This is a genomic window from Sphaerotilus mobilis, assembly GCF_004216565.1.
Taxonomy (GTDB): domain Bacteria; phylum Pseudomonadota; class Gammaproteobacteria; order Burkholderiales; family Burkholderiaceae_C; genus Sphaerotilus; species Sphaerotilus mobilis.
Map to the genome: position 1 here is coordinate 509,103 of NZ_SGWV01000009.1, position 14,125 is coordinate 523,227.

A 14,125-nucleotide genomic window follows, 5' to 3' on the forward strand; every position below is an offset into this window, starting at 1 on the left:
CTTCGCTGTGTGATCCGGGTGGCTCATGGCTTGAGCCCCAGCTCGCGCAGCCGTTCCAGCAGGTAGCTGCCGGCGCTGTGGCGCTCGGACAGGCGCACATCGGGGCGCGGATGCAGGAACAGCGGCATCGACAGGCGAGAGCGCCGCGCACCCTCGCCGGTCGGGTTGACGACGCGGTGCGTGGTCGACGGGTAGTGACCGCCCGAGGCCTCCTGCAGCATGTCGCCGGTGTTGATGACGATCAGGCCGGCGTCGGGCGCATCGGCCGCGCAAGGCACCGTGAGCCAGCGGCCGTCCAGGCCACGCACCTGCAGGCCGGGTTCGTTGGCGGCCGGCAGCACGGTCAGCAGGTTGATGTCCTCGTGCGGCGCGGCGCGCAGCGCGTCGGCCGGCTCGTCGCCGCGCAGCGGCGGGTAGCGCAGGATGCGCAGCAGGGTCTGGTCGCTGCCGCGCACCATGCCCGACAGCGGCTCGCTGTAGCGCGCGCGGACCTCGGCGGGGCTGTGCTGCTCGACCCACCCGAGCAGCGTCGCCGCCAGCGCCTCGGCCAGCACGGCGTAGCGGCGCGCGGCATCACTGACCTCGGCCGGGCAGCGGCCCCAGGGGTAGAGGTGGAAGAACTCCTTGAGGTCCTTGCGCGTGTGGCCCTTGGCGGTCTCGGAGACCTCGGGCGAGAACCAGCCGTCCTGGCGCTCGGGGTCGTAGGCATAGGCCTGTTTGGCGGCGCTGTCGAAAAACGCCAGCCATTCCTCGCCGACCTGCGCGATCAGGGCGGTCGGAATGGGCGTGTGGACCAGCGCCGCGAAGCCGGTCTCGCGCAGGCTGGCGCAAAAGCGCTCGGGCGCGTCGGCGGCGCGGAAGTCGAGGATGGGCAGGTCGTGCAGCGGCATGGCGGGCTTGTGTCGGGTCGACGTCGGCAAGGTGATGCGGCCAGTCTCGCAGCAAGCGCGGGCGCGGCAAACTGGCGGCATGAACACGACGTCATCGCTGGCCAGCCCCCGTCCCCGCATGGCCTTCATCGGCGCCGGGCGCATCGCCCGGGTCTTGGCGCCAGCCCTGCAGGCGGCGGGCTGCGACATCGTCGCGGTGGCCAGTCGCACGGCGGCTTCGGCGCAGGCGCTGGTCGATGCCTTGCGAGAGGGCGGCGGGTCGGCGCAGGTGATGGCCGCGCAAGCGGCGGTGGACGCGGCCGACTGGGTCTGGCTCAGCGTGGTCGACGATGCCATCGCGCCGACCGCCGCCGCCTTGCGCTGGCGAGCGGGCCAGGCCGCCGTGCACCTGAGCGGCGCCACCGATGTCGCCACCGCCCTGCAGGCCGCCGCTGAGCAGGGCGCGGCGGTGGCGGGTTTCCATCCGCTGCAGATCTTCTCGGACCCGGTGCTGGCCGCGCAGCGCCTGCGCGGCAGCAGCGTGGCGATCGAGGCGTCCGACGCGCAGCTGCGGCTGGCGCTCGAAGCCCTCGCCGCCGCGCTGGGCCTGCCGGTCCTGCACCTGCCACCGGGGCAGCGGGCGCTGTACCACGCCGGTGCGGCCTACGCGGCCAGCTACCTGCTGGCGATGCTGGACGAGGCCGCGTCGGTCTGGCGCACCCTGGGCATCGACGAGGCCGCGACCCTGCGCGCCTTGTTGCCGCTGGCCCACCTGACGCTGGACGCCGCCGCCGAACGCACGCTGGCCGGCGCGCAGGCCGGCCCGATCGCACGTGGCGACGCGGCGGTGGTCAGCCGCCAGATCGACGCGCTGACCGCGCTGGGCCCGGCGCACGCGGCCTTCTACCGGGAACTCGGCCGGCGCCAGCTGGTGCTGGCGCGGCGAGCCGACAAGCTGGACGCCGACGCCCTGGCGCGCCTGGCCGGCGCACTGGGCGATCCGGCGCCCTGAGCCTCACTGACTGCCGATGTAGGCCGACAGGTTCAGCTTGTCCTGCTCGGTCAGCGTGCTGGCGAAGGACCGGTGCGCCGACTTGGTCATCGCGCTGGTCAGGCCCGAGGCGGTGCCGGCGGACTTCACCGACGTGGCGCTGCCGTGGCAGCCACCGCAGGTCGACGCGAACTTGGCGGCGCCGACGGTGACGTCGCCGACCGCCGGCGCGGGGGCCGGAGCAGGTGTCGGGGCGGGTGCTGGTGCAGGTGTCGGGGCCGGGGCCGGGGCTGGCGTGGGAGCCGGTGCCGGTGAAGGAGCCGGTGCGGGTGTCGGCGCTGGCGTGGGCGCGGGCGCGGGTGCGCCCGTCACCTGGGCCAGGTAGGCCGCCAGATCCAGCCGGTTCTGGTTGGTCAGGGTGCCGCTGATGAAGCTGTGCACGCTCTTGTTCAGGCCGGCGGTGACACCTGCCAAGGTCGCGCCGGATGCCAGCGTGTTGCCGGTGCCGTGGCAGCCCGAGCAGCTGTTGCTGAACAGCGTGTCGCCGTCACCGGCGTTGCCGGTGGCGGGCGCCGGGGCCGGAGCGGGGGTTGGCGCTGGTGCGGGTGCGGGTGTCGGAGCGGGCGCGGGAGCGGGTGCCGGGCTTGGCGACGGGCTCGGTGCGGGAGCGGGCGTGGGTGCCGGCGTGGGCGCCGGAGCCGGTGCGGGTGCGGGGGCCGGGGCCGGAGTCGGGGCCGGCGAGCTGACATCGGGCGGCAAGGCTTGCCAGGTGCCGCTGTCGCCGGTCTTGGCGTCGGTGAAGGTGCCGCTGAGGCTGCCGTCGCTGGCGACCTGGCCGTCCAGCAGCACGGTCCGGCGGTTCCAGCGCAGCGTCAAGGTGACGTGGCTGTTGGCGTCGATGTTGCCGCGCGCGCTGACCTTGCCGCCGCGTTCGTTGCGGGCCGCGCGGCCGCCGGCCTCGCGTTCGGACAGGGCGTCCTCGACATCCTGGGCCAGCGCGTCGGTGGCGTTCAGATGGGCCTGCTGGAAAGCGGCCAGCGCGGCCTTTGCGGTGGCGGCGTCGTCGCTGGCCAGTCCGGCGCGCAAGGCCTTTGCGGCCTGCTCGACGGTGTCGCGGTAGCTCTGACGACGCAGGGCGGCGACCCGGTCGGTCTGTGCCGAGACGACACCGGCGGCAGCGATGCTGGGCACGAAGCGGCCTTCCAGCCGGGTCGTGCCGTCGGACAACAGCCGCGATCGCAGCAGCAGCGCGCCGGTCAGCGCCTGGCCGGTGCCGCTGCCGGCGGTGATCTGGGCGCTCAGGGTGTAGCGGGCGCTGGTCCACTGGCGGGCGATGCGGTCCTCGTCGTCTTCATCGTCATCGTCGTCGTCGTCCGACGCGCTGGACGAGAGCTTGCCGGCCTTGGCGGCGCTGGCGCTTGTGCCGCTGGATGCCGCCAACGCGACGGCGGCGCCGTCATCCAGCGTGACGCTCAGGCCCTGGGCGCTCTCACTCAGGATGACTGCGCCGGAACCGGTCGTGCCCGACGAGCCCGGGGTCTCGTTGCCGCCGCCGCAGGCGCTCAGCAAGGCCACCGCCATGGTGAGCACGCTCAGCGAGGGCAGGCGGGACGACAGGGTCTTGCCGGCCACCGGACGGGCGGCGGTCGTGGACGGGGATGTGGACAGGCGGGGGGGCGGACATGCTTGCATCGAGGACTCCTGGTGGTCGGGGACGCCGGCATCGTTCCCCCGCAAGATCCCTGTTCGGGAGACCTCGCGGCGGGCCTGGCGCACCGGCATGAGGCCCATGATGGGTGGCAACCCCCACCCGGATGGGTGTTTGCGTCCGGGCCTTGCACCGCTCACATCGATACCGCCCCCGTTAGCAACCGCTCACGTCCTGTCTTGCCTGGGAGACAACTCTTGCAACCCCTGAAACGGGTGTCCGGACGTGTCTGGCAGCCGTTGCCGAGACGTCCGTCACAGGGGTGACGGCTAAACTTCGGTTTGCTTTCGATGACGCTTCCATGGCCGTCACCCACCGACACCCTCCCGCCGCCGTCCCCCCCTTGATCGAACTGAAGAGCGCCGTCCTGACGCTGACGGCGCTGACCGTGCGTGCGGCCGACCTGTCTGCCCTGAGTGCCGAGCTGGACGCCCAGAGCGCCGAAGCGCCGGGCCTGTTCGACCACGATCCCCTGCTGCTGGACCTGGCCGGCCTGGACGCTGACGAGGCCCTTCAGCTCGACCTGGCCGCGCTGGTCGCGCTGCTGCGCCACCATCGGCTGCTGCCGATTGCCTGTCGCGGCGGTGGCGAGGCCTTGCAGGCCCAGGCCCGTGAACTCGGGCTGGCCGAAGCCCCGCCCGAGTCGGCGATGCCGCGTGCCGCCGCCGAACTTCCTGCCGAGATCCCTGCTGCGGTCCTGCCCCCCGAGCCCGTGGCCGCCGCGTCGACCCTGGTGATCGACCGCCCGCTGCGTTCGGGCCAGCGTGTCTACGCACGCGGCGGCGATCTGGTCGTGCTGGCGGTGGTCAGCCATGGCGCCGAGGTCATCGCCGACGGCAGCATCCATGTCTACGCGCCGCTGCGCGGCCGGGCCATCGCCGGCGCGCGCGGCGATGCCGGTGCCCGCATCTTCAGCACCTGTCTGGAGCCGCAGCTGATCTCGATCGCCGGCACCTGGCGCACCTTCGAGACGCCGCTGACGGCCGACCTGCAGGGCCGTCCGGCCCAGGTTCGGCTCGACGGCGAGCGGCTCATCGTCGAACCCCTGAAGCAGCGCTGAGGCCGGTGCGTCCGGCCCTGCTGCATCTCCACTGAAAGGACCTCACCCGATGGCCAAGATCATCGTCGTCACCTCCGGCAAGGGCGGTGTCGGCAAGACCACGACCAGCGCGAGCTTCTCCTCCGGCCTGGCGCTGGCGGGTCACAAGACCGTGGTCATCGACTTCGACGTCGGCCTGCGCAACCTCGACCTGATCATGGGTTGCGAGCGACGCGTGGTCTATGACCTGATCAACGTGATCCACGCCGAGGCCAACCTCAACCAGGCGCTGATCAAGGACAAGCAGTGCGACAACCTGTTCGTCCTGGCCGCCAGCCAGACCCGCGACAAGGACGCGCTGACCCAGGAAGGCGTCGAGCGGGTGCTGATCGAGCTGGCCGAGATGGGCTTCGAGTACATCGTCTGCGACTCGCCGGCCGGCATCGAGACCGGCGCGCTGATGGCGATGCACTACGCCGACGAGGCGCTGGTGGTGACCAACCCCGAGGTCTCCTCGGTGCGCGACTCGGACCGCATCCTGGGCATCTTGTCGTCCAAGACCCGCCGCGCCATCGAGGGCCGCGAGCCCGTGCGCGAGCACCTGCTGATCACCCGCTACGACCCGAACCGTGTGCAGGGCGGGCACATGCTGTCGCTGGAGGACATCCACGACATCCTGCGCATCCCGCTGATCGGCGTGGTGCCCGAATCGACGCAGGTCCTGGAGGCCTCCAACCAGGGCTTGCCGGTGATCCACCTCAAGGGCAGCGACGTGTCCGAGGCCTACAAGGACGTGGTCGCGCGCTTCCTGGGCGAGGACAAGCCGATGCGCTTCATCGAGGTGGTCAAGCCCGGCTTCTTCAAGCGCGTGTTCGGTGGGAGGTGATGCCATGAGTCTCCTGTCCTTCCTGATCGGCGAGAAGAAGGCCACCGCCAGCGTCGCCAAGGAACGCCTGCAGATCATCCTGGCGCACGAGCGCGCCGGCCGTGGCGGCAGCCGCCCCGACTACCTGCCCGCGCTGCAGCGCGAGCTGGTCGCGGTGATCTCCAAGTACGTGGCCATCCAGCCCGAAGACATCAAGGTCCACCTCGAACGCCAGGACAACCTGGAGGTGCTCGAGGTCAAGATCGAGCTGCCGGACGTGCTGCGCTGAAAGTGGCCCGGTCCATCCCCCCTGATCAGGGGTTCAGTCCGGGCCGGCGAGGGCGATAAACGAGCTTGGTGGACCGCATGCCCGCAGGGGGCATCGGCCACGCGCCTGACACGAGCCGCGCCATGACCTCGACCTTCTTGATGATCCTTGCCGGATGCGCCGCCATGGCGCTCACCCAGGCCGCCCTCGGCGCCCTCTTCCCCGCCAGCCACCGTCCGTGGTGGCACGCGCTGCCGCGAGCGGCCCGGCCGATCCGGTCGACCGCGGGCGCGTCCAGCGAGCTGCCGACCGTGCCCGCCGACAGCGATGAACTGCTGCAGTCGCCGTCGCTGACGGTGGTCGAGACGGTCGATCGCCGTCACCAGTCGCTGCCCTTCGTGGGTCGCGATCGCCGCCTGGTCGCGCAGATCGAGGCGGCGGAAACCTCGCGCCGCACCGGCACGAGGGACTGAGCCGGGCGTCGAGAATCGGAGGGTCCGCACCGACGAGCCGCCCGGCTCCGCCCTCCGATGAACACCCCGACCGAATCCGACCACACGCTCCAGCCGTCGACGCCGCCCGCCCCGCAGCCCCTGGCCGGTCTGCGCGTGGTCGAGTTCACCCACATGGTGATGGGTCCGACCTGCGGCATGGTCCTGGCCGACCTGGGCGCCGAGGTCATCAAGATCGAGCCGCCCGGCGGCGAGAACACGCGCCGCCTGCTGGGCGCTGGCGCGGGCTTCTTCCCGATGTTCAACCGCAACAAGAAGAGCATCACGGTCGACCTGCACCAGCCCGAAGGAGCCGAGGTCGCCCGCCGCCTGGCCGCCAGCGCCGATGTGGTCGTCGAGAACTTCAAGCCCGGCACCATGGCCAAGTACGGTCTGGACCACGCCAGCCTCTCGGCCGTCAACCCGCGCCTGATCTACGCCAGCCACAAGGGCTTCCTGCCCGGCCCCTACGAACACCGCACCGCCCTGGATGAGGTCGTGCAGATGATGGGCGGACTGGCCTACATGACCGGCCGGCCGGGCGATCCGCTGCGTGCGGGCACCAGCGTCAACGACATCATGGGCGGCATGTTCGGCGCGATTGCGGTGCTGGGCGCGCTGGTCCAGCGCGGCATCACTGGGCGCGGCATGGAGGTCCAGAGCGCCCTGTTCGAGAACAACATCTTCCTGGTCGGCCAGCACATGCTGCAGTACGCCGTGACCGGCCAGCCAGCCGCACCGATGCCGGCGCGGCTGAGCCCGTGGGCGATCTACGACGTCTTCACCGTGGCCGATGGCGAGCAGATCTTTCTCGCCGCCGTCAGCGATGCCCAGTGGGCCACCTTCTGCGACGCGCTGGGCCTGGCCGACTTGAAGGCCGAGCCGGCCTGGGCGACCAACAACCTGCGCGTGCAGGCCCGGGCGACCTTGCTGCCGATCCTGCGCGAGCGCCTGGCCACGCGCCGGGCCGCCGAGCTGAGCGCGACGCTGGAAGCCGCCGGCCTGCCCTACGCGCCGATCCGCCGGCCCGAGGACCTGTTCGACGATCCCCACCTGCTGGCCACCGGCGGCTTGGCCGACATCACGCTGGCCGACGGCGACAAGGCCGGCCTGAGCGTCAAGACCACGCTGTTCCCGATCACCCTGGACGGCCAGCGACTGGGCGTGCGCCTGGACCCGCCCCGCATCGGCCAACACACCCGCGAGCTGCTGGCCAGCGTCGGCTATGCGGATGGGGACGTCGAGGCGCTCGTCGGGCGGGCGGTGGTGGGTTGAAGCGCCACGGCGCGTCGCGACCTGGGCGCTTCAACGCTTCATCGCTTCACCGTTTCACCGCTTGAGCACCTTCGCCACCGCATTCGGCCGCAGCCGGAAGGCATCGGGCATGCCCGAGCCGAGCAGCGGGCGCAGGTAGAGGCGGAAGGCGTCGGTGACATCGGTCCCGCTCGGGGCGATGAACTCGTCTTCCATCGTGCGGGTCTTGCCGGCCACGGCGGAGAGCGGCAGCAGCTCGTAGTCGGCGGCGTAGTAGCCGGCGCGCTTGATGGCCACCGAGCCGTCGCGGTCGCCCCACATGGCCCATTGCACGGCCTTCTCGCCGACCTCGCGGGCCTCGCGCTGGTCGACGTCGCTGACGCAGCCCAGGAAGCTGCGCTGCAGGTAGCCGAAGGTGTCGCCGCGCACGCGCTTGATGCCGAGCTTGTTCTTGATCTCCTCGCACAGCAGGTCGGCCAGCGCGCCGGTGCCGCTGAGCTGGACGTTGCCGTGCGCGTCGCGTTCCAGATCGCCGGCCAGCTTGCTCAGGATGGGCGTGCCACTGGCGTCGTGGATGCCCTCGCTGACGGCGATCACGCAGCGGCCGAAGCGCGCGTAGGTCGCCTTGACGTCGAGCAGGAACTGGTCGACATCGAAGGTGCGCTCGGGCAGGTAGATCAGGTGCGGGCCGTCATCGGCGAACTTCTTGCCGAGCGCCGAGGCCGCCGTCAGGAAGCCGGCGTGCCGGCCCATCACGACACCGACGTAGACACCCGGCAGCGCCGCGTTGTCGAGGTTGGCGCCCGCGAAGGACTGCGCGACAAAGCGCGCCGCGCTCGGGAAGCCGGGCGTGTGGTCGCTGCCGACCAGGTCGTTGTCGATGGTCTTGGGGATGTGGATGCAGCGCAGCGCGTAGTGGGCCGCCTGGGCCTGCTCGCTGACGATGCGCACGGTGTCGGACGAGTCGTTGCCGCCGATGTAATAGAACTGCCCGATCTCGTGCGCCTGCAGCACCTTGAAGATCTCCTGGCAGTACGCGAGATCCGGCTTGTCGCGGGTCGAACCCAGCGCGGCGGCCGGCGTCGCGGCGACCAGTTCGAGGTTGTGGCTGGTCTCCTGCGTCAGGTCGACCAGGTCCTCGTTGACGATGCCACGCACGCCGTGGCGCGCGCCGTAGACGGACTCGACGCCACGGTGGCGCCGCGCCTCCAGCACCACGCCGACGAGCGACTGGTTGATGACGGCGGTGGGGCCGCCGCCTTGGGCGACCAGGATCTTGCGCGGATTCATCGGGGGAAGCTCCTCGTGGGGACCGGCGACAGGCCGGTCGTCGCGGACCATCCTAGCGAGCGCACACGACGAGCGGGAGCGGGTCCGACCGGGGTGTAACCGCAAAGAACCCGAGCTGCCGGCCGGCCGATCAGTACACCGGCGGCTCGCCCTTGGGCCGCGTCTTGAAGCGCTTGTGGACCCACAGGTACTGGGCCGGGTTGCGGCGGATTTCGTGCTCGATCCAGGCGTTCATGCGCTGCGTGTCGGCCACCGGATCGGCGGTCGGGAAGTCGTCCCAAGGCGGCAGGAAGCGCACCTTGTAGCCCTGCCCGCCCGGCAGGATCTCGGCAACGACCGGCTGCACGATCATGTCCAACGCGCGCGCCATGCGCGAGGGCGCCAGCAGCGTTGCGGCGGGCACGCCGAAGAACGGCACGTAGGCGGCGTCGCGCTCGCCGAAGTCCATGTCGGGCAGGTTGAAGAAGGCATCGCCGCGCTTGATGGCGCGGAACAGCGGCTTGGCGCTGTCGCTGCGCGGGTGGACCTCGCCGACGCCGAAGCGCAGCCGGCCGCGCCGCATCGCGCGGTCCAGCACCGGGTTGCTCTGGGTCTGGTAGATCGAGCTGACCCAGCGCTTCTGGAACAGCTGCGTCGCCGCGCCGGCCACGTCCAGACCGAGGAAGTGCGGCACCAGCCACATCACCGGTCGGTCGCTGCGTTCGGCCAGGCCGATGTCGCCCTCGACCTGGATCAGCCCGCGCAGCCGCTCCGGCGGCGCGAACCACAGCAGGCCGCGTTCGAGCAGGCTGCGGCCGAGCCAGCCCAGGTGCTCGCGCACCAGGGCCTCGCGCTCGGGCGGCGTCAGCTCGGGCATGCACAGCTCGAGGTTGCGCAGGGCGATGCGGCGGCGCTCGCCGGCATAGCGCCAGAACAGCCAGCCCACGCCACGCCCCAGGGCGGCCTGCCAGGCCAGCGGCATCCACTGGATCGCATGCAGCAGCGCGAGCAGCGCCCGGGCGGCCAGTCGTGCCGACCAGCCGTCGGAGCGCCGGCTCACGAGCCGGCTCCCGGCGTGGGGGTGTCGACCGTGCGTGGGCCCTTGTAGCGGTGATAGCCCCACAGGTACTGCCCGGGCAGGCGCCGGATCATGCGTTCCATCTCGCGGTTGACGACGCAGGCGCCGGCCTCGGCCAGCGTCTGGGCGTCGACACCCGCCATCGGCATCGCGGCGGTGCCGGGCATGGGTTCGGCCGGCAGGTCGACCCGCAGCCGGTAGCCGCGCGCGCCGCCCAGCCGTTCGGCCGACACCATCAGGCAGGCCGCGCCGGTCTGCTGCAGCAGCCGCGCGGCCAGTGTCATCGTGTAGGCCGGACGGCCGAAGAAAGGCGCCCACACGCCCATGCCCTCGGGCGGCACCTGGTCGGGCAAGAGGCCGATCGTGCCGCCGCTGCGCAGCGCGCGGATCATCTGCCGCACGCCCACCAGCGTGGCCGGCGCGGTCTGCAGGCCGGGCCGGTTGCGGGCATGGGCGACCAGGTCTCGCAGCCAGGCCTTGCGCGGCGGGCGGTACATCGCGGTCATCGGCTGGCGATGGCCCCAGCGCTCGGCATAGGCCTGGCCGATGATCTCGAAGCTGCCCAGGTGCGGCGTCAGGATGACCAGGCCATGACCGGCCGCGAGCGCGGCGTCGATGTGCTCGGCGCCGTCCCAGCTGACCAGGTCGCCGAGCCGGCTGTCGTGCGGGCGGGCCCACAGCCACGGCAGCTCGGCCAGCATGCAGCCGGACTGGCCGATCGCCGGTCGCGCGGCCTGCCAGTCCACCCCGGCCTGGGCGGCCTGCGCGCGGAAACGCTGCCGGTAGCTGGGCGAGAGCCCGAAGGCCCATGCCCCAGCCAGGGCGCCGGCATGGTGCAAAAAGCCCAGCGGAAGCCGGGCTGTTAGGCGAAAGAGGGTCGAAATCACGTGTCTAAAATGTCTGCTTCGCCGAGTTAAAGAACAACTTGCGGGGCGACGGGCCGGTGATCCAAAACAGGATTGTCCGACACGCGGCAGCGACACGCTGCTGACCAAAACCGCTAAAGCGTTCGCCACAGACTCCATCCAGCGAGGCGGGCGAACAAGCCGACCCTCAACTGCAAAAACTGGAGCTGCCCCGTGGCGAACGACTTCCTCTTCACTTCCGAATCCGTGTCCGAAGGCCATCCCGACAAGGTCGCCGACCAGGTCTCGGACGCCATCCTCGACGCCATCTTCGAGCAGGACCCGCGCAGCCGCGTGGCCGCCGAGACGCTGTGCAACACCGGTCTGGTGGTGCTGGCCGGCGAGATCACCACCAATGCGCATGTCGACTACATCCAGGTCGCGCGCGACACCATCAAGCGCATCGGCTACGACAACACCGAGTACGGCATCGACTACAAGGGCTGCGCCGTGCTGGTCGCCTACGACAAGCAGAGCAACGACATCGCCCAGGGCGTCGACCACGCCAGCGACGACCACCTCAACATCGGCGCCGGCGACCAGGGCCTGATGTTCGGCTACGCCTGCGACGAGACGCCCGAGCTGATGCCCGCGCCGATCTACTACGCCCACCGCCTCGTCGAGCGCCAGGCCCAGCTGCGCAAGGACGGCCGCATGCCCTTCCTGCGTCCTGACGCCAAGAGCCAGGTGACGATGCGCTATGTCGACGGCAAGCCGCACAGCATCGACACGGTGGTGCTGTCGACCCAGCACAGCCCCGAGCAGAGCCTGGGCGACAAGATGATCCCGTCGTTCTACGAGGCCATCCGCGAGGAGCTGATCAAGCCGGTGCTGCCACAGGAATGGCTGACGGCCGACACCAAGTACCTGATCAACCCGACCGGCCGCTTCGTCATTGGCGGCCCGCAGGGCGACTGCGGCCTGACCGGTCGCAAGATCATCGTCGACACCTACGGTGGTGCCTGCCCGCACGGCGGTGGCGCCTTCTCGGGCAAGGACCCGTCCAAGGTCGACCGCTCGGCCGCCTACGCTGCCCGCTACGTCGCCAAGAACGTGGTGGCCGCCGGTTTGGCGCGCCAGTGCCAGGTCCAGGTCGCCTATGCCATCGGCGTAGCCAGGCCGATGAACGTGACGGTCTACACCGAAGGCACCGGCGTCATCCCCGACGACCAGATCGCCAAGCTGGTCAACGAGCATTTCGACCTGCGCCCCAAGGGCATCATCCAGATGCTCGACCTGCTGCGGCCGATCTACTCGAAGACCGCCGCCTACGGCCACTTCGGTCGGGAAGAGCCGGAGTTCACCTGGGAACGCACCGACAAGGCCCAGGCCCTGCGCAAGTCGGCCGGGCTCTGAGCCTGCGGCCCGAGGCGCAGGGACCGGTGCGATCCGCCCCATGCCATTGCGCCTCGACCCCCTGCGCCGCCACGCCCTGGCGCGCAGCCTGTTCGCCGCCACCACCTTGCCGGCCGCGCTGCGGCGCCTGGGCTTCGTCCAGGCCGACCCGTTGCGCGCGCCCGCCAAGGCCCAGGACCTGACGCTGCGCCACCGCGTGCGCGACTACCGCGCCGGTGACCTGGAGCGGCGCTACCCGGCGCTGCCGATCGAAGAGGACTTCTTCGTCAACTACGGCTTCGTCCCGCGCGAGGCGCAGAACCTGCTGCACCCGAGGCAGGCCCGTCACGTCTGGGACGAGGCCCGCTGGCAACAGGCGCGCGAGGTGCAGGCCTTCGTGCGCGAGCACGGCGTGGTCCACCCCCGCGAGGTCGACGCCCATTTCGACCACGGCCGCGTCGGCAACTGGTTCGGCGGACAGTCCCGCGCCAGCACCGACCTGCTCGACGGCATGCACCACCGCGGCCTGCTGCGGGTGGCGCGGCGCGAGGGCGGCACACGCCTGTATGCGGTGCGCGAAGAGCCGCCCGCATCGGCGGCGGTCGATCCCTTGGTCACGCTCGATGCCCTGGCCGACCTGCTGCTGCAGACCTACGCCCCCTTGCCCGAACCCAGCCTGCTGCAGCTGCTGAGCCTGCTGATGGCCGGCGGCGTGCCGCAATGGCGTCACCTGCGTGCCGCGACCCTCGAACGGGCCCGCGCCCGCTGGCCCGGCGCCGAGCTGGACGGCCTGCGCTGGTACTGGCCCGACGGCGAAGACCCCGCCCGCAGCCGCCGCCACGATCCCGAGCGTGTCTGCCTGCTGGCCCCTTTCGACCCGCTGGTCTGGGACCGCCGCCGCTTCGAGATCTTCTGGGGCTGGCCTTACCGCTTCGAGGCCTACCTCCCCCCCGCCCAACGCCAGCGCGGCCACTACGCCCTGCCCCTGCTCTGGCGCGACCAGGTCATCGGCTGGGCCAACCTCAAGGTCCTGGCCGGACGGCTTCAGGTCGAGCTGGGGTTTGTCAAGGCAAGGCCCGACGACCGGGCGTTCGACGTGGCGCTGGACGAAGAACTGGACCGCATGCAGCGCTTCCTCGGCCTGTCATGACCAGACCGGCTGCGTCGGTGCGAACGCATCGTCCGGCTTGAGCACCGGCGGCGGCAGGCGCGGCTCCGCTTCTTCGGCGCGGGCGAGCTTGATGTATTCGATGTTGAGGGTGATCGTCTCGGCGTAGCGCAGCACGAAGCAGTCGCCGTCGACCGGGTAGAAGCGGCCCCAGCCGGGGCGGTCGCTGGCGTCGGCGCTGCCCTTGTCGGCCGACAGCGGGCGGCGGATCACCTGGCCCAGCACCAGGCGGTCGAGCTGGCCGTCGGGCTGGATGTCGTAGTCGTCGAGGATGCCCTTGTAGAGCCAGGGCTGGCCGGCCACGTCGACCAGGGCGCTGACGGCGATGAAGTCGGGCACCTCGTCCTCGGCGAAGTCGGCACCGCTGAGCAGGTAGTACCAGGGCGCCTGCGAGAAGCGCAGCCAGGGGCTGAAGCGGGCGCCGCGGCGGTCCAGCCGCCAGCGGGTGACGGCGTGGCGCAGCAGCGTCGGCCCGCCGTAGGAGAACACGATCAGGCTGGCCAGGTAGGCGGCGATGCGCCCGGCATGCTGGGCGACCACGTCGAGCGCCTCGGCTTGGGTCGGGCCATGCGCGGCCAGCAGGTGCAGCACCACGCCGGCATCCAGTGGGGGACGGCCCGGCGGGGGTTCGGCGCCGATCAGCGTGTCGAAAGCCGACAGCAGCGCGGCCACGCCCAGCCACAGCGCATGCAGCACGATGGCCCAGACCATGGCCTCGGTGGCGACCTGCCCGAAGGGCGAGTAGTCCAGCGACAGCCGTTCGGCGCGCTTGATGCGTGACCGCGCGATGAAGCCCGGCAGCAGCGCCAGGAAGACGACCAGGGCGGGCAGCGCGATGTTCATCGCCGGTGCCGCGACGGTGCGGGGATCAAGCCGGGCTCAGCA

Annotated in this window: 14 protein-coding genes; 8 read left to right on the plus strand and 6 right to left on the minus strand. The window is 71.3% G+C overall.

Translation table 11 applies throughout. The annotated features are described in order from the left end of the window. Nucleotides 1–23: 23 nt before the first annotated feature. Nucleotides 24–890 (minus strand): 2OG-Fe(II) oxygenase family protein, encoded by an 867-nt coding sequence (locus EV685_RS11600; protein ID WP_130482165.1) that lies wholly within the window; start codon nt 888–890, stop codon nt 24–26. A 79-nt stretch (nt 891–969) separates the two neighbouring features. Between EV685_RS11600 and EV685_RS11605 the strand changes: the two genes are divergently transcribed. Further along, nucleotides 970–1,881 (plus strand): DUF2520 domain-containing protein, encoded by a 912-nt coding sequence (locus tag EV685_RS11605; protein WP_130482166.1) that lies wholly within the window; start codon nt 970–972, stop codon nt 1,879–1,881. 3 nt (nt 1,882–1,884) lie between these two features. On the opposite strand, the gene EV685_RS20785 is transcribed toward EV685_RS11605, so the two are convergent. Then, nucleotides 1,885–3,552 carry a cytochrome c gene (locus EV685_RS20785; RefSeq protein WP_130482167.1) on the minus strand — a complete coding sequence of 556 codons (1,668 nt, stop codon included), beginning with the start codon at nt 3,550–3,552 and terminating at the stop codon, nt 1,885–1,887. 317 nt (nt 3,553–3,869) lie between these two features. On the opposite strand from EV685_RS20785, the gene minC reads away from it, so the two are divergent. From minC to EV685_RS11635, 5 genes are all read left to right on the plus strand, one after another. Then, complete coding sequence (gene minC, locus EV685_RS11615) at nt 3,870–4,628, plus strand: septum site-determining protein MinC (protein WP_130482168.1); 759 nt, start codon at nt 3,870–3,872, stop codon at nt 4,626–4,628. Nucleotides 4,629–4,677: 49 nt separating this feature from the next. Next, nucleotides 4,678–5,493 carry a septum site-determining protein MinD gene (gene minD, locus EV685_RS11620; RefSeq protein WP_130482169.1) on the plus strand — a complete coding sequence of 272 codons (816 nt, stop codon included), beginning with the start codon at nt 4,678–4,680 and terminating at the stop codon, nt 5,491–5,493. Between the two features lie 4 nt (nt 5,494–5,497). Then, nucleotides 5,498–5,761, plus strand: coding sequence for a cell division topological specificity factor MinE (gene minE, locus EV685_RS11625; protein WP_130482170.1), 264 nt, complete (start codon nt 5,498–5,500; stop codon nt 5,759–5,761). A 122-nt stretch (nt 5,762–5,883) separates the two neighbouring features. Beyond that, nucleotides 5,884–6,213, plus strand: a complete 330-nt coding sequence (locus tag EV685_RS11630) for a hypothetical protein (RefSeq protein WP_130482171.1) — start codon at nt 5,884–5,886, stop codon at nt 6,211–6,213. A gap of 57 nt (nt 6,214–6,270) precedes the next feature. Next, nucleotides 6,271–7,506 (plus strand): CaiB/BaiF CoA transferase family protein, encoded by a 1,236-nt coding sequence (locus tag EV685_RS11635; RefSeq protein ID WP_130482172.1) that lies wholly within the window; start codon nt 6,271–6,273, stop codon nt 7,504–7,506. Between the two features lie 54 nt (nt 7,507–7,560). Here the strand turns inward: EV685_RS11635 and EV685_RS11640 are convergent, their stop codons facing one another. From EV685_RS11640 to EV685_RS11650, 3 genes are all read right to left on the minus strand, one after another. After that, nucleotides 7,561–8,775: a 6-phosphofructokinase gene (locus tag EV685_RS11640; protein ID WP_130482173.1), complete on the minus strand. Its 1,215-nt coding sequence runs from the start codon at nt 8,773–8,775 to the stop codon at nt 7,561–7,563. Nucleotides 8,776–8,905: 130 nt separating this feature from the next. Further along, entirely contained in the window at nt 8,906–9,814 is a 909-nt protein-coding gene (locus tag EV685_RS11645; RefSeq protein ID WP_275938348.1) for an LpxL/LpxP family acyltransferase, read from the minus strand. Next, nucleotides 9,811–10,719 carry a lysophospholipid acyltransferase family protein gene (locus EV685_RS11650; RefSeq protein ID WP_473964379.1) on the minus strand — a complete coding sequence of 303 codons (909 nt, stop codon included), beginning with the start codon at nt 10,717–10,719 and terminating at the stop codon, nt 9,811–9,813. Before EV685_RS11650 ends, EV685_RS11645 begins: the two co-directional genes overlap by 4 nt. A 192-nt stretch (nt 10,720–10,911) precedes the next feature. Here EV685_RS11650 and metK point away from each other — a divergent pair, with 192 nt between their 5' ends. Beyond that, entirely contained in the window at nt 10,912–12,093 is a 1,182-nt protein-coding gene (gene metK / locus EV685_RS11655) for a methionine adenosyltransferase (protein WP_130482175.1), read from the plus strand. 40 nt (nt 12,094–12,133) lie between these two features. Continuing rightward, nucleotides 12,134–13,222 (plus strand): DNA glycosylase AlkZ-like family protein, encoded by a 1,089-nt coding sequence (locus EV685_RS11660; RefSeq protein WP_130482176.1) that lies wholly within the window; start codon nt 12,134–12,136, stop codon nt 13,220–13,222. Here EV685_RS11660 and EV685_RS11665 read toward each other — a convergent pair. After that, nucleotides 13,217–14,083, minus strand: coding sequence for a hypothetical protein (locus tag EV685_RS11665; protein WP_130482177.1), 867 nt, complete (start codon nt 14,081–14,083; stop codon nt 13,217–13,219). The genes EV685_RS11660 and EV685_RS11665 overlap by 6 nt on opposite strands. Nucleotides 14,084–14,125 lie beyond the last annotated feature (42 nt).